Here is a 16,210-nt window from a genome sequence, read left to right on the forward strand (position 1 = left end):
CAGCATCACTTTTATCATTATCAATTAACAATGAAAATATATAATTCGTCAGAAAAAATAACTCAATCTCGTTCCCATCTGCTAATTCCTCATAATCATCTATAAATTCTTCTGCTATTTCACTAAATTTTTTTACTATAATCCCTCTTATATATCCAGTATCTAATCCATGCTTGCTATATAGATCGGATAATACCTCTAAACCATACTGCTTGATATTATCAAACTGCTCTGTTAATAACCTGTAATTTATATAATCATTGCTAATATCAAAGGAACTCAAATTACCATGATGACGTAATACTACTTGAAAGGCAATATATGCCAGCAACCCATCTTCTAACTCATGCAAAACTATATTATATGTTACTATTGCTGATATCAAACTGTGATGCGTATAGTTGGAACCTTTCCTTTCCCCGCGTAGATATTCCTGAAACCAGGTAGTTGCTTTGCCAAAATCATGCATTAAACCAATTATTTCTACCAGTCTAATTAATATTGGTTTTGAAAAAATTAATTCCAGGCTGTGCCTTCTCACTTCTTCAACCATTAGACTGCTTACATTTTCCAAATGCTCGATTAACAGCTTTTCAGCATAGCCTTCTTCTGCAGGATGAGATAGCATTTTTCTCCCGATTTTAACCCCCTTTCCGATGTTTCAATCTAATAAAATGATATTATGCTGCCGCCTATTTTATAACAGTTCTTGAATTCTCCTGTCAGTCGTTGACCTGTTTTCTCAAATATCACATCTTTTACTGTTATTGGCTCTCGTCCTACTAAACCCCGCGTCTCTATTTTCCTGAAATCAATTGGTATTTGATCGGTTAATAATTGAATATTACTTGTCAAGTCCATCTCAGAAATATTCTCTTTCAAGCACATGGTATCTACTCTATCAGAAGTTACCAGATATTCAATTTCTTCACGTTTATATAAGTGTATTTCACTGATTTCTGCCTTGAATTGCCGCTGCCCTAAATAGACACCATATCCATAATTACCAACAGATAATGCTCCTTCAAGTTCTCTCATCATCTCATTTTTAGATTTACCACCAATATAGATTATATATTCGATCATTCCTCCAGGAGGACCCATTAATAACTCAATCTTGCACTGCGAATGCTGAAACTTACCCTTTCCCGAGGTAATTAATTGATAGTATTTGCTATGAAGATTATTCAAAGAATGAGTCTGTTTGCGAATCACTAATCCTTGAGGTATCTGAACAGAAATGCTTAAATTTTCTTCTGACATCAGATCATAATATTCGTCTCTGGGTATTTTGAGAATGGAAGCTAACATGCCAATAATAGCAGTGCGTGGAGGAATTAGATAGGATAAAGATGAAGAATTAGTGTAAAACTTGCTGTAATGCCCAAATTTTCCTGAAAGCTTGAAAGAGATTATCCTTTCAATTCTATTATCCATTACTTCTCCCTATATTGTTAATTCTGTGATTTTACCTTCAAACTCTTTCTGGAATTCATCCCAGTCTTTTATTTGAAATTTATCATCCTTCCATACAATTATTTTGTTTAATTTGTGATCTTTCAAATACTCCGTCAAAGCTCCAATAGCTAATTGATAATCCTCAGTACTTCTTACATTGAACTTGTTCTCTATCTTATATTCCAAACTTAGGTATTCACGCAAGTCTTTAAGTAACTTTTCTTTATCACTCAGTTCTACCCGAATATATAATCTGGGAGTCTGACCTATCTTTGATCTTGTCCGCGCAAGTGGTATGGCTTTTACTATTGCCTCATCAAATCCTGCAATATCCTCTTGAGTCAAATTTGTTCCATCTGTAGTATAGGCATTAATACTGCCATTAAATGCTATTAATGAATACTTTACCCTGAAATCTTTGCCAACTCCTTCGCCAGAACTAAAGCTTGATGTTATCGTAGAACTTTCATTTATCTCCACTGGATTTAAAGAATAACCCCAATTAAACTGCACCGGTCCTACTAAATGCGTGTTTGCTCCACTGGAAGCGAATACTGCCCCAAATAGCCTGACATCTATTAAATCTGTATATTCCATTTTTTTTGCCTTGAGTTGTTTCCCTCGTTCTTCGGCTTTCGCAGCTTTATTTGTTACGAATATTTCCTGCTTTTTCACTGTTTCATAATAATCGCGTATATACCTCTTTAACCTGACATCACTTACCAGATTTGTATCTGTATCATAATCCATCCGAGGTTTGTTCTCATTATCCATGTCACCATTCGGATTAGTCATCTTTGCATCGTAGATAAATAATATCTCACTATTTCTTTCAACTTTCATCTTCTTCCTCCCTTGTTTTGTTTTCACCCTTTTCTCTTTTCTCTTTGCCATACTTTATTCCCAGGTAATCTTGATATGATAATCCTGTTAATATATAAAAAACTACTTCGTCATTCTTTAATCCAGAATTTTCTATATTTTGCAATCTGTCTGTGATGTTTCCCCAGATATCTTGTCTGAGATATTTTAAATCCTTTTTATAAATCTCCGCAAACTCTCTTACCTGATTAAAAAAATTCGGTACCCGCCTTACATTCATTCCAGTTAAATTCATCTTTCTCAGTATATTAGATTTCTTATCTCTTTGAGCATATTTGATTCTGGATATTATTGTTCCTAATAAAAACAAACCTTGTCGATAGTAATTATCTCCGTAAATCTCTGCATGGGTATTAAAAAAATCAGTGTATTCTTCCTGATTTATCTCCGTTACTGCATTACCTGGCTTCATAGCTTCTCCTTCTCGTATTTGATTGATCTCATTAAACACCGCTAATCCTAAAACCATCTTGAATGGTGATAAATTATCCATTTTATCTCGGTGCATCCTTTTCTTATAAATTGCTACAAAATTACTGATCAATTCATTATAACTCGATTTTCTGTCACATAAAAATCGATCCAGAAACTCTACTAATTTGCGACCCAATACTTTGTAATCCGGATTCTTTGGTTCTGAATACCAGGACGGAAAAAGGTAATTTCTCATGTCTTCTAAAGTTAAGCTGTTATTACCAGTTTTATGTTCCAGCAAATCTAAATCATATTTCTCTGATATACTATCAAATTTCGCTAATTTATCTAATAAAGATAATAGCTCTACATTAGATATCAACCTTAATATATCAAACTGCTGAGAACCTAAAGGATGATAATAAAACATGATATCAAAAGTTAATTTCTTTTTATTAGATGCTTTTAATATTGCCTTTAACTTGTTAATATCATCCTTATAATTTCGCTTTGTTGTTTTCAATATCTCGATTATTTTCTTATATAAAGATATATCGATATTATCACCTACATCTTTCGGTATCAAATATACCGTCATATCAAATAAATAATCCCGCAAGTCACTCTCTACTGTCTTCATCCCCGTAAGTACTTCTATAAGGCAATCTTCGCAGATGGAAAACGACTTATAAGCGTTTGTGTTAGAAACATTCTCAAAGTTTAGGGGATTAGTTGTACCATAAAACTTCATTAACAAAGGGATGTCCTGGATTATTTCTTTTTCACTTTGGCAGATATGACAATACTTCTGCCCCTTACCCCTCTCAATTGAAAATCTTTTAACTAAATCATAGTAACAGAGATTTATATAATCTGCTGCGTATTTGCCATTTTCATATTCTAGGATAGTTTCTCCATTAAAAGTAACAATATATATTGAAGAAAATTTATCAAGGCTCTTAGATTCCCGATTGTAAAATATCTTGTTCAGCAACCTGTAATAGATATCCTCAGTATTTGGATTTTTGCCTGGCTTACACTTTGACTGTTCTGATCCAAATATTTCTCCAAATACCTTCCTCTGAGCTGGCTCTAATTTATTTTCATCTAAAGATATTCCCTCTTCATTTTGATAAAATTCATCAAATATCTTGGCTAAAAGAAGTAAATACTCATTACTGATATTATTCTCAAACCACTTAGATGACTTCTTTTTACTCTTTTTATCTTTTATATATTCAATTGACCCTTGAAATGTTGCACTAATAAAAGTTCCTAAATTATTCGTCATTAGAAACTTTTTACTATCGCCTGGATTAGCGAGACCAAACGCAAATATACTCTCCCGATGATCCCGAGAGAGTTCTATTTCAGATAATCTGAATTCAAAAACGCCTTTCTCAAGATCAAAATTTAAGCAGATAGCTCTGCCACCGAGTAACGCCTTTTCATTTTTATCAGTCTTTGCTCTGGGAACTTTTGATAGATTATCTAAAAGTAATTTTCGTTTATCAGCTTCTATACTCATATTATAATATCCAGCTTTCTCTAATACACTATGACCCAATAATCTAAAACTATTTATCATCCTTCCTCCTCTACTCTCTCCACTACCCCAAATCCTCGCGCACTTTGTTTACCAATGCCCAAATATTGCGGTATCTTGAAATTGGTTGTGAATTCTCCCGTGAAACAGACCATTTTACGGTTTTTGAAGTTCACTAATTTTTCTTTGAAATAACCTTCAACTTTCACGTTCTCGATGTCTTCTATCCAATAACCAAAACCTTTACATAATGACTTTAAATTCTCCCGCAAAAGTAATTTCAAGAATTGCTGCTGCTCTACTTTGTTCTTCTCGCGATATAAAATGTAATTATCCTGATTTAGAGCCATCCAGGGTGAAGCAAACCGGTAACTGATAAATTCTTCACATTCACCCAGTTCCTGCTCCTTCAGCATTATCTCTTTTTCAGGTAATTGATATTTCCGCTCATTAATGATCAGTTCATCAAGTTCAAAGAAAAGGCTTTTTATCAATTCTATTCCCTCTTTAATTCCGATCAAGGCAGGATGTCCTTTAATTACGCGATATTGGATTACAGGATATTTATAAGAAAAACTGCCATCAGGAAGATGATTATGAAATTCAATATTTTCTGAAAAATGTCTTGAGAAAAACCCCCGTAACTTAGGCAAATCTGAAACGTTAAACCCTACTGTTGTAAACTCAAGTTTTATCATCTTTATTAACAATTTCCACCTCACTTCATCTTGTTTGTATAGAACCTTAATAGGTCTTGTTTTTATTTTCTGTCAAGTTAAATATTACATTTCTATCTGTTCGCAAACCGAGACTGTTCAATTCTCACCAGCCAAACCTTGGGAAGTTCTAAAGAAATCATTGCGAAGGTGCAAGACCATTCGCAAGGTCACAGAAATATCAATAAATTTCACCAGTTCTCTCATAAAACACATGTATATCCCCGTCAAGATAGCAGAATTTAGGAGAAACAACAAAGTACAATCTAAACAAAAAAATGTCAGTACTGCTTTGTTGTTCCACTTCTAAGGTGGTTTGAGGGGATTATGGATGAGTGATGTTTCTGGAAATGCGATTATGAGGTGGTTTAGTGAAATTTTGGCAAGTAATTTTTAGTAGGGAGAGATATTTTATCAAGAGAATTAGCTGAAATTGAGCAAAATTAAAGAAAAGTTAAGTTACAAGCAGTAAAATGTCTGCAACTGATATATACGATAGATATAAAGTGAAGAGCTGTTTATTTTTGCAGTTCGTAAAATTCCACGCGGCGATTTAGTGCTCTACCTGCGGGGGTGGAATTCGTGGCAACAGGATTCTGATGTCCCATAGCAGAAGTCACCAGTCTGGTGGGTGCAATCCCTCTATCCACCAGCATTTGTTTAACAGCCATAGAACGTTTTTTGGACATTCTCAGATTGACTGAATCAGATCCGGTATTATCAGTAAAACCTCTGATCTCTAAAACCAGATCAGGATTCTTTTTCATTGCTTCCGCAACGTATTTAATGACATCTTTGGAAGAACTTGTCGGTTTGATACTATTAAATTGAAAAGTTACCGCATCAATATTAACCAGATCCACATGCTCGATAACACCACGGCCAAATTTAATTACCAGTTCCAGCCCCAGTTCAGTAATATTATCAGGAGATTCACCATCTCCCAGCAGATTATCTGTATCACCGAATATTAATGCTCTTTTATAATTGAGATTTATTGAGACATGTTCGCTTAGTCTATTTTCCAGTCCAATGCCAGCAAAAGCATAGAGATTATTATACTTTTTATCATAATTAAAATCATCCGCTTCCGAAGCATCTTCATTTGTAACCTGCCACTGCATATTGCCGAGTCCAACTTTTAGAAATGGGTTCGATCCTAAATTTGGCAGCAGATTGTAGCGGAAAGCAAAATCAAAGTTAATTATCTCTGTATCAGCATTAAGGATGCTGGCCGAAGTCCAGGCAGTAAATCCTGAGGTTTCAGAATCGCTGGGAGAAGTTTTTCCATAATTACCAGAAAGTTCCAGGGCAAAATTAGGAGTATAATTATATCCTATTCTCCCGCCAAAATTAAATTTTGCAATAGAACCTGGGGCATCATTTCCTGCCAGGCGGAAAAGATTGATATTTATACTGGTATAATAAGGATATTTTTTCATCTGATAGCGCGTAGCAGCAGAAAGTGATGATATCAACATAAAAACTATAATAAAGACCAAATACTTTTTCATAACTTTCCTTCCTCAAACAGATATTTCAGGCGTTTTATAATTGCCTGATGATGATCACCCTCCCAGTAAATATGTCCGCAAAACCTGCAGATCATGAAACGGGAGTTATGTGTCAACACATACTCAGGTACAAAGTTGATTATTTTTTTTTTATCAATCTCGTAAAGTATTTTATTACATAATGAGCATCTGGAGAAAATTATCGAAGGATCAAATTTTAAAATTGATCTGATTTCAAGTAATTGTTGATCTACATGGACTGCTCTTATCCGGATGATATGATTATCTGTTTTCTGCTTTGATTCACCAATGGATCTGGTGAGTATGATCCTGTTCTCACGGGCAGCTATCCGGCACAAATTGTGAAAGCTGATCTGATTATAAATAGCAGCGTCATAACCAAGTAAGCGAAGATCGCGAGCAAGTTTAGAAAGATTTTCTCTAAGCAGAAAGCGTGGGAGTTTGGTTTCCTTTGTCAATCTCGTGAACCTCTTAAGATCACCAGACGCAGGAACTGGGCGAGAGCTATAGTTGAACCAAGATTAGCGGTGGGCACCAGTCCTCCCAGAATTTTTACCGGCATGTGATCAGTGAAATTTTCCAGTTTCAAAGAATTCTGTTATTTCGGGAATATTGGCATCTTCTACAGCTTCAAGGCTGCCATGATAAAGCATCTTTCCTTTATGTAAGAAAATAATGGAATCAGCAATTCTATGGATACTGGCAAGCTCATGAGTTACTATCACAATTGCCATATTGAGTTTTTCTTTAAGATTAAGTATTAATCTATCCAGATCAGCACTGGTGATAGGATCCAGCCCGGCAGAAGGTTCATCGCAAAAGAGCAGATCAGGATCAAGTGCAATAGCTCTTGCCAGGGCAACCCGCTTTTTCATACCGCCAGAAAGTTCAGAAGGTTTCAGGTATTTTGCATAAGCCAGATTAACCAGTTCCAATTTAAGATTAATTATCCTGTCTTTGATAACGTCAGGCAATTTAGTATGCTGCTCAAGGGGGATAGCCAGATTCTCAGCAACCGAGATAGAATTCAGCAGAGCTCCTCCCTGAAAAAGAACACCAATCTTTTTGAGGATCAAATTATATTCTGGTTCATCCATAGTAGTGATTTCCTGATCAAATATCTTCACACTGCCAGAATACGGTTCGTATAAGCGGAGAATATTTTTAAGCAGGGTAGTTTTTCCGCAACCGCTGCTGCCCAGAATTACAGTAATTTCTCCAGCTTTGATATCGACACTAATATCATTAAGTACGGTTCTTTCACCGTATTTGGCGACCAGGTTTCTTACTTCAATTATATTTTTTTCCATTTTAATAATAAAATATCAAGCTGTTAATTGCGTCCAGCACGATTATCCAGAATATGGAGGCAACCACAGATGCAGTGGTTACTTTTCCCACGCCTTCTGCTCCACCCTTCACATTCAATCCGTAATACACGCCTATTATCACGATCACCCAGGAGAATACTATGCTCTTGCCAATGGCAATACTGAAATCCCTTAATGAGGATATAGCAAATACTCTTGACCAGAAAAGTCCTGGGGCAATATTAAGATAATAAGTTCCGATTATCGCTCCGCCCAGCACTCCAACAAACATCGATAACGTCACCAGAAGCGGCATGCAGATGGTCATGGCATGAAATTTGGGAACCACTATAAATCTGATAGGGTTCAATGCCATCATCTTTAGCGCGTCAATCTCTTCAGTCACGGTCATTGTGGCAATTTCTGAGGCAATTGCAGAGCCACTTCTGCCGGAAACCATGATCGCAGTAAGCATTGGTCCCATCTCAGTGATCATGGTAACGGAAATCAGGTCAGCCAGATATATATCAGCGCCAAACTGATGAAGTTGTGCTGCAGATTGCAAGGACAGGATCAATCCGAGAATAAATGACAACAGCCCAATAATCGGAATGGCATCTATTCCTATCAGAAGCATCTGCTGAGCAACAGAATCTTTCCTTTGACCTTTATGATTAAAAATACCCACTACAGACCAGTATAAAATATCGGAAACCAGATACATCACCTCTTTAGATCGCTCCAGGGTTTTGAATATCAGGTCTCCAGTATTCTCAAAAAAACCAGGTTGAACAGGTTCAACGATCTCTTCGTCAAGATCACTTTTAAAGGCCTGGAGAGTAAATTCTATTTCAGAAGATATATTTATAAATTCAGCATTTTTAAATTGAGAATGGAGATATTCTATGAATACCACGCCAGAACTGTCAATTCTCTCAACCTGGGCAAAATCAAAAGATTTCAGTTCTTTGGTATTCTGTTTATCAAGCTGCTGCATTATAAGATGAATCGTCTCTTTATTAAGAGGCTCCTCAAAGATCACAGTTTTCTCAGAAATATTCATGATTTAGCGTAATAGATAGGTAAACCGTAAAAATAGACTTTGCTGGGTGGAAATATAATCTTCCAGGGCATCAGATTCTCGAGTATAGAACTTCAGTCGATAATCCAGGGAAATATATTTGAATAATTTCACATTTAGGATATTCTCAATATCCATAGTATAATTCTTATCTGCTGCAAATGGGAAAAGGAAATCTGCTGTCAGAGAGTAATTAATATTTCCTAAAATCTGCAAATCACCAACCATTGAGGCTTCGATTCCTTCATAATAACTCGATTCTTCTTCAGAATATACTTTATATGTGATATCTGTGTCAGGATCTATCCAGTCTGTGGAATATGAGTAAACATCATTACGAAGATCCTGTCTGGCTCCCAGACCGACCCTAAGATTCATATCAGATCTGGCAGTATTTAAGAACTGGAAATTCAAACCAAATCCCTCTTTAAGTGTCATAGGGAAGAAGGAAGGACTTGTCTCAACGGAACTTACATTAGAAAGAGAATCGACAAAAGTGCCGTCTGTGTTATTTTTAATATAATTAACATCATAAACCTGTACGGGGAAGAAGTGAGTATTCAAATCAAATCTGCCATATAAACCAAAAGCGGAAAAAACATTATAGATCACAGTATTTTTGGCATCAAAATCATCCAGATCCACCCGGAATTGATCGTAATCCTCATCTTTATTAGTTCCTATTTCAATCAGGTTTTTAAGGGAATACTTAAGTCTTCCTTTCTCATAATAAGCAGAATTATCGAGCTGAGCATTCATATTGATTGTTAGCTGAGTATCGTTTTTATTTTCGGAATTATCTGTATTCAGGTTGATATTCACATGGATTGCACTACTTAAATTCCAGTTAGTATCTTTCCTCTGATCATCATCCTCATTGATCACACCAGCGCCAATTAGAGTATAAAGTCCGGTATTTTCCTCTTCTTCCACGATTAGGGAAAGTCTTTGACTGTATCCTTCCAAAACCTCTATAGTTGTGAAATCACGATAAGTATTAAATGATTCATTGTTGAGAGTTACCTTATACGTGCCAGGTTTCAGTACCCATACTGTTGATTTTTCACCAAGATTGACGTCAGCAGGATAATCGATTCCATAATCAAATCCGTCTGCATTATCATAAATTGTGTAACTGACTTTGGCATAGTTTCTCTGCTCATCCATCACATCAACGATCAGGCAACCCCAGTCAGGTTCCACGTTATAACGCCAGCGAGGTTTAACATCTATCCGTTGAGACATACTGCGAGATCCTTGCTGAGAGCCATATTCCACGGTATATGTACCTTCTGGAAGAGGTACTTCCCCACCCATGCGAGCCATTTTCAGGTTATTACCCATTTTATCTTTTACATAATAATAAGGTTCATTATCTTCTCCACTAAGATTTGGGAAATAAACTAAACCAATACCACCTTCATCGACCACTGTACTATCACCCAACACCTGGGCTGAATAATCTATCTGGTCATATCTGGAAGCAAGGCTTTCTTCAATTTGAGATTCTTCCTGAAAGTCAGTAAATTCATTAAGGATTTTAACAATGAAATTATTAGATTCCTCCAGGATCATATCATTTACTTTCTGAACAAAAGCCTCCACATCATCCTTTTCAATTCTTGCAGTGCGGTCAATACTGTAATTTAGATCCACATCGGGGCAATCTTTAGCTCCTTCCAGCATATTGATCATTGAGAATTCAATATTAAGATGTGCTTCAGAAAGAAATGCGGTTTCATATATCTCCAGATTATTTATGGTGATAATCACTTGATAATTTGGATTTTCTATTAACATATCACGATTGACACTTTCAAAAATACCGTATTTTTCCAGACGTGTGCTGAACAGGTCAGGAATAGCGTCTTGAAGCCTGATTCCCCAAAGTCTATAATTCATATATCTAATCTGGGGGCCATAATGTCTTTTCACAATCTGTTTTCTGGTATAGGTTTGCGAAATCCGGGCATCCTGTACCATCACAGAATAGGGAAGAGGTGTATCCTGGAAAAGGTCTGTCCTTTCATTATTATCGTTGTAATCAAAAATATAGTATCTCTTTTCAATCATTTCACTGACGGAACATCCCACCAGCAATATCGTGATCATAATAACTAAAAAAATAATCCTGCTATTTTTCATAATTCCATCCTGTTTTAATTACGACCGCCTCTCAGCAGTATGGTTGGGTCTTCTGATATTCTCCGGGAGAAGTCTTCCAGATAATCAGCTACTTCCCGCATAGAACTTATCGTATCAAGTAGATCCTGTTGACTCCTTATAATAGTAAGGTCAATCTTCGAAACAGTAGAATTGATCTGACGGACAGTCAAATTCATTTGATCGATCAATTCTGCGATCTCAAGATCATTAAGTTCAGATGAAATATCTTTAAAGTTGATCAACATCGTATCTATCGTTCCAGATTGAATTATTGAATTGAACCTTGCTAAAATTTCATTTGAAGTGTGCAGTAATTCTGTAAGTTCAGCAGTAGTGCTGTCCAGATTCACAACAATATTATTAATAGGTTCCCGGTTTGCAATAAGTATAGTATCTACGCTGGTAAGAATGGAAGAAATCCGATCCTGATTATCAGAATCTGTGATCTCGAGGATGTTATTCATGATCAATTCCAGTTTTTCCGCCATCACCTCAGCTTTACCGGAGATATTATCAAGTATTGATATACCTGGCAATATCTCACTGCCCGGTTTCAGTAACAGCGTTTCATTACTACCCCCAGTCAGTTCCACAATTTTTAAGCCTGTGATCCCAACCAGCACAAGATGTGCCTCGGTATCTGTTTTAACTGGTGTACCTTCTGTCACGCTGATTTTTACTCTCACTTTTGTAACATCATCAGGAACTATTTTGATCTCTTCCACCTTTCCGATCTCAATTCCATGATAGCGTACCTGACCACCTACCTGCAAGCCATTTACTGAAACATCCGAATAGGTTATGTAGTAATAATCCCAGCTCTCCATAAGTTTATCACCGGCAATAAATATTAATGCAGCTATCAGTAAAGCGGAGAGCAAGGTGATAAATATGCCTAACCGTACTTTTTGAGCGCGTCCTACCATATTTTCTCCCGTTCCCATTTCAGGGCGGTTTATTCTCACATCAGTTCTTTTTATCCTTCCTCAATCACTCGTTGTCAAGAAAAAGATTTTTTTCTGGTATAACTTACGCCTTAGAAAATGATTTCCACCCACATTGAAAGACTGAAAGTTGTGAGCTTATTATTAGTTTTATTATTATTATTTATTTTATATTCGCTGGTTAATCCTGCCGTAATGCTCTTGGAAAAATTATAAGAGATCTGAGGTCTGACGCTGATATTCATCTGATCATCAGTTTTTTCGGTGTCATTATCATAACCTTTTCGCGTGCCAAAGCTTTTACTGTAAGATACATTCATGCTCAAAGTTGCTTCATTTTTTATATAGAACCGTTTTTTCATCAAGGGTATTTTCAATCCTTTCTCAGCTGAAAATGACCAGCTCAAATCTGCTGTAGCTGACTGATTGGTAGAGGTATTGATGATATCACCCTGCTGCTGAAATTGAGTGGTCATTGATTCTGAATGATTCAAATTTATCCGGGAGGTTATATCTTGTACCCAGTTCCCCTGCCATGATAATAAAGGACTGAAATTTATTGCCTGCTCTTCTGATGTTGGTTCATCCCAGTTTACAATTCCTGTCTGTTTATTAGTAAGAGAATAGCTCGATGAAAGAGAGCTGCTCTTTAAAATATCACCAATACCCAGCAGATTTTGAAAATCGCTTAAGGTTACTCGCACATTTGGGAAATTTGTGGTTATAGTTTGTGTTGTTGAACTGGTATATTTCTGAGTGATCTGCCAGTCAAAACTTAAACTGGTGGTCAGATTTTTCCAGATAGGAAATCCTGATGTTATATTCAAGGAATTGCTGTCCTGACGCATGGTGATTTCTTTATCAACTATTGCACCCGTACTGTCTTCTGTATCTTCTTCTGTGAGAATATGAGGTAATCCCAACTGATATTCCCATGAGGGGCGTTCATACATATCATCATAATCTGTACTGTAGCTGTTATCAAAATCAATGCTAAGATTCTCAAGACCACCGATATATTTCACAAATTCCTTTACCATATTAATTTTTGGTCTGGGAGTTTCCTCATCTTCTACTTCTTTTCCCTCTTCATCTCCCTCAACGTCTTCTTTTCCTTTCTCCTCAAGTCCAGTTTTATCCTCTTCTTCCGGGAAAGTAAGTTCTTTTTCTCTTTCAGGCAGATCAGGGAATTCATCACCTTTGAAATCATTTAAAATTTCCTCTTTGGTTTTTTCCCCTTGCTTTTCTTCCTCCTGAGTTTCAGAATTCTGAGGTGAAGTTTTTCCTTCGTTATTATCAGGAGCATCGGTCCACACCCAATTCACAAAATTCATCATCAGATCATGATTCTTGAGGGTTAGTCGTGTACCAAAATCTCTATCAACTCCACCTTCATAGTAAAAATCATCATCATCACTATTATAGGTAGTCTTTCTGGTTTTATCAGAATATTTTATTTTCAAAGTGGAACTATAAGAAAAAATATTAGTCAGATATTTAGGATTATACGCCAGATTTATTGTCTGATCACGGTTTTTTTCGGATCCTATATTATAATCCTGCCAATATTTTTCTAGCAGCATATCCCTTGTTGTTTTCAGGCTGTAATCTGCGCTGAAATCACTCAGAAGATCGTATTTTACAGTAGATGATGTGGTTAAGGTTTTAGTATTGATTACATTGGACTGTGGTTCCCAACGAGCGCTGTCACCTGTGGTAGTCCAGCGCCACCGTCTGCCATCTGGTAATTCTGCTTTATATGTTAAGCTATTATTATAAGATTGAGGGATCAAATAAAGCTTATAATTCCCAAATAGGGTTACTCCCACTTTGTCCTTGGGGATGCTAAGTTTATAAGCATGTTTCACCTGATAGGTCAAAGTAGTATCAGTAGTTGTCGGTTTCACATCATATTTTTTCTCTATATAACCGCTCAAAGTGGTTGTTTTAAAGGTTTTATCCACAAATCCATTCCACAATTTTGAGGTGGTACTCGGTGATTTATTAAGTCCCAGCGTCAAATCTGCCCGATATTTTAAATAGTCGGTCTGCTCCCTTTCCTTATCTACATCATTCAGGTATTCCCACAAAATATCACTATTATACATGAAACGGGCTACTTTATGACTTTGCTGACGGCTTAGCGCCAAAGGTATGTTTAAACCCCATTGAGCAGGGAAAAATTTGTGTAGATTCAAGGTACTATTAATATTCAATGTCTGGATTTCTTCTCTATTGGCAACTGTTTTTGTACGATTTGCATTGTTCTGGAAATTATCTGTTTTCCACTCGGTATTAATATCCACGGTACCAAAATCTGCCATTTGCAGATTTACTGTTCCTCTGGCAGCATATCCCACATCATTATAAGGTTCAGCTACTCTGATATCATCAAAATACAGCAATCCAGAATAAGGTTCTGAATCCTCAGGTGGAATTTCAATTCCCAGGCTCATCTCTCTGATATTGCTCAAAGTTGGTTCTTTATGCCTTTCTATTTTCATATCACCACTGTAATAATAACTATAATAATTATCTACTTCAACAAAAGAGCTATCGCTCAGATCAGGTGATTTCAAGTATGTTAACTGAGAAAAATCAAGATCAACATTGATCCAGTTATCATTGTCCATCTCACCCAGATAGTCATCACTGCTTAAGGGATAATTTATTTCATAATAATTCAGGGAATCCGCTCCAATTCTGATCACCAGATCATGAGGTAGATCACTGGAAACATTCTGAGGCTTCTCTGAATACACCCAGAATCTGATGCTGTTATAGTTAAGCAGATTATATGAATCCTGAAATTTTTGTCGCACCAGTCCATGATGTCCTGGCAGCAGATTAGTGTATTCAATTGTCAGGGATTGCTCCAGGGTTTCTTCACCACTTTCCTTAACAACTGATCCTGGTGCTGGTGTATAGTGCAGGCTTTTTTGATTATCGATAATACCTTCCTGCATCTTTTCACGGTTATTCTCCAGATCAAATTCGCTAAGGATATTTTCATTCTCATCCCTGATATAATTTGATTCCCATTTATTTCCGATCACATCCACATTCACGATCTTCACTCTTGCTTCTTCTTCTACTTCAAACCACACCCTGGCAAAACTGATCCTCTCCAGATCGGGAGATATGTTACTATTACTCACTTCTCTGTAAAATTCACTGTCATCTACCGGTATTCGGTATAAATACCAGCCATTATAGACATTTTCCAGAAAAGTAGTATCCCTCAGAGTAACTGAATACTCAAAATACACATCTGAATCATTCAACTCACCGTTATTATCAAGATCTTCAGTATCCAGTTTCTTATTACCTTCAGTACCATTGATCAGGGGATAATCACCTTCATCATCCTGATCTGCATCGTAGTTATCCTGAGGATCATCACCAGATTCACCATCAGGAATGCCATCCAATCCAATATCCTCATTTACATCATCATAATCATCAAGCTGACCATCAGAGACTCCACCATTTTTACCGTCCTCAGTATTAAGCACTCCTTCGCCTCCAAAATCTGTATAATAATCTTCGTTGATATCACCCAGATCAACATGCATAATAACTGGTGCCTGATTCTGGTGTAAACTGTCCACCTTGACCAGTACTTCCAGAAATTTCTTGGAAGAAAAATCCAACTGATTACCAACAAATTTCATTACTCCACCCCAATAACGGTTATTTACTCCGGGATTATGAAGATCGGGGGGATCAAGCTTTAATGCTAAAATCTGGATTTCTTCATCTTCTTCATTGCTGGTTAATGATTCTGGGTCATAAACATCTTTACGATATATATTTTGTGGATTATACCAATTAGAATGTGCCTTTGCCACATTTATATCATATGGTTTTGATGCAAGTGACCACCCGGAACGAACTACTCCCATGGGAAAGCTCTCCAATATAGCTTCCATATCATCAATATATGCTTCTTCAGGATTATCTGGATTACCATATACTTTCGGTAAGCTCATTGCCACTTCTCCGCTTATGGTTATTCGTGAATCCTCATCTGTTGCTAAAAGTGGCAGCCAATCAATGAACTTGGTGAGATAGGGCAGCTCATATTCCAACCTGCTGTCCACAGCACTCAGGATCAAAGTTTTATTTTCATTACCGATTTTCGGATGATCGTCGTCT

Annotated in this window: 12 protein-coding genes; all 12 read right to left on the reverse strand. The window is 36.6% G+C overall.

Going from position 1 to position 16,210, the window contains the following annotated elements:
* Positions 1-628, reverse strand: a 628-nt coding sequence (locus tag RAO94_09925) for a CRISPR-associated endonuclease Cas3'' (GenBank protein ID MDP8322654.1), incomplete at its 3' end; no start/stop codon positions are given.
* A 38-nt stretch (positions 629-666) separates the two neighbouring features.
* Positions 667-1,437 carry a CRISPR-associated protein Cas5 gene (cas5, locus tag RAO94_09930; protein MDP8322655.1) on the reverse strand — a complete coding sequence of 257 codons (771 nt, stop codon included), beginning with the start codon at positions 1,435-1,437 and terminating at the stop codon, positions 667-669.
* A 9-nt stretch (positions 1,438-1,446) separates the two neighbouring features.
* Positions 1,447-2,301 carry a type I-B CRISPR-associated protein Cas7/Csh2 gene (cas7b, locus tag RAO94_09935; protein ID MDP8322656.1) on the reverse strand — a complete coding sequence of 285 codons (855 nt, stop codon included), beginning with the start codon at positions 2,299-2,301 and terminating at the stop codon, positions 1,447-1,449.
* On the reverse strand, positions 2,291-4,342 hold the full coding sequence (locus tag RAO94_09940) for a TM1802 family CRISPR-associated protein (protein MDP8322657.1): 2,052 nt from the start codon (positions 4,340-4,342) through the stop codon (positions 2,291-2,293). Before RAO94_09940 ends, cas7b begins: the two co-directional genes overlap by 11 nt.
* On the reverse strand, positions 4,339-4,998 hold the full coding sequence (locus tag RAO94_09945; protein MDP8322658.1) for a CRISPR-associated endonuclease Cas6: 660 nt from the start codon (positions 4,996-4,998) through the stop codon (positions 4,339-4,341). The genes RAO94_09940 and RAO94_09945 overlap by 4 nt, the downstream gene beginning before the upstream one ends.
* Before the next feature lie 536 nt (positions 4,999-5,534).
* A complete protein-coding gene (locus tag RAO94_09950) occupies positions 5,535-6,530 on the reverse strand; it encodes an OmpA family protein (GenBank protein MDP8322659.1) in 996 nt (331 codons plus the stop codon).
* On the reverse strand, positions 6,527-7,009 hold the full coding sequence (locus tag RAO94_09955; GenBank protein ID MDP8322660.1) for a Mut7-C RNAse domain-containing protein: 483 nt from the start codon (positions 7,007-7,009) through the stop codon (positions 6,527-6,529). The genes RAO94_09950 and RAO94_09955 overlap by 4 nt, the downstream gene beginning before the upstream one ends.
* 108 nt (positions 7,010-7,117) lie before the next feature.
* Positions 7,118-7,861 (reverse strand): ATP-binding cassette domain-containing protein, encoded by a 744-nt coding sequence (locus tag RAO94_09960; GenBank protein MDP8322661.1) that lies wholly within the window; start codon positions 7,859-7,861, stop codon positions 7,118-7,120.
* Between the two features lies 1 nt (position 7,862).
* The gene (locus RAO94_09965; protein ID MDP8322662.1) at positions 7,863-8,903 is read right to left on the reverse strand and encodes an MlaE family lipid ABC transporter permease subunit; all 1,041 of its coding nucleotides are present in this window, start codon (positions 8,901-8,903) and stop codon (positions 7,863-7,865) included.
* Between the two features lie 24 nt (positions 8,904-8,927).
* Positions 8,928-11,087 carry an ABC-type transport auxiliary lipoprotein family protein gene (locus tag RAO94_09970; protein ID MDP8322663.1) on the reverse strand — a complete coding sequence of 720 codons (2,160 nt, stop codon included), beginning with the start codon at positions 11,085-11,087 and terminating at the stop codon, positions 8,928-8,930.
* A gap of 14 nt (positions 11,088-11,101) precedes the next feature.
* Positions 11,102-12,034 (reverse strand): MlaD family protein, encoded by a 933-nt coding sequence (locus RAO94_09975; GenBank protein ID MDP8322664.1) that lies wholly within the window; start codon positions 12,032-12,034, stop codon positions 11,102-11,104.
* A gap of 110 nt (positions 12,035-12,144) precedes the next feature.
* The coding region (locus tag RAO94_09980) for a hypothetical protein (GenBank protein MDP8322665.1) at positions 12,145-16,210 on the reverse strand (4,066 nt) is incomplete at its 5' end.

Source organism: Candidatus Stygibacter australis, from assembly GCA_030765845.1.
Classification (GTDB): domain Bacteria; phylum Cloacimonadota; class Cloacimonadia; order Cloacimonadales; family TCS61; genus Stygibacter; species Stygibacter australis.

Coding starts and splice junctions, on each gene's coding strand:
- cas5 (MDP8322655.1), bottom strand. CDS start 1,437: ATGGATAATAGAATTGAAAGGATAATCTCTTTCAAGCTTTCAGGAAAA.
- cas7b (MDP8322656.1), bottom strand. CDS start 2,301: ATGAAAGTTGAAAGAAATAGTGAGATATTATTTATCTACGATGCAAAG.
- RAO94_09940 (MDP8322657.1), bottom strand. CDS start 4,342: ATGATAAATAGTTTTAGATTATTGGGTCATAGTGTATTAGAGAAAGCT.
- RAO94_09945 (MDP8322658.1), bottom strand. CDS start 4,998: ATGATAAAACTTGAGTTTACAACAGTAGGGTTTAACGTTTCAGATTTG.
- RAO94_09950 (MDP8322659.1), bottom strand. CDS start 6,530: ATGAAAAAGTATTTGGTCTTTATTATAGTTTTTATGTTGATATCATCA.
- RAO94_09960 (MDP8322661.1), bottom strand. CDS start 7,861: ATGGAAAAAAATATAATTGAAGTAAGAAACCTGGTCGCCAAATACGGT.
- RAO94_09970 (MDP8322663.1), bottom strand. CDS start 11,087: ATGAAAAATAGCAGGATTATTTTTTTAGTTATTATGATCACGATATTG.
- RAO94_09975 (MDP8322664.1), bottom strand. CDS start 12,034: ATGGTAGGACGCGCTCAAAAAGTACGGTTAGGCATATTTATCACCTTG.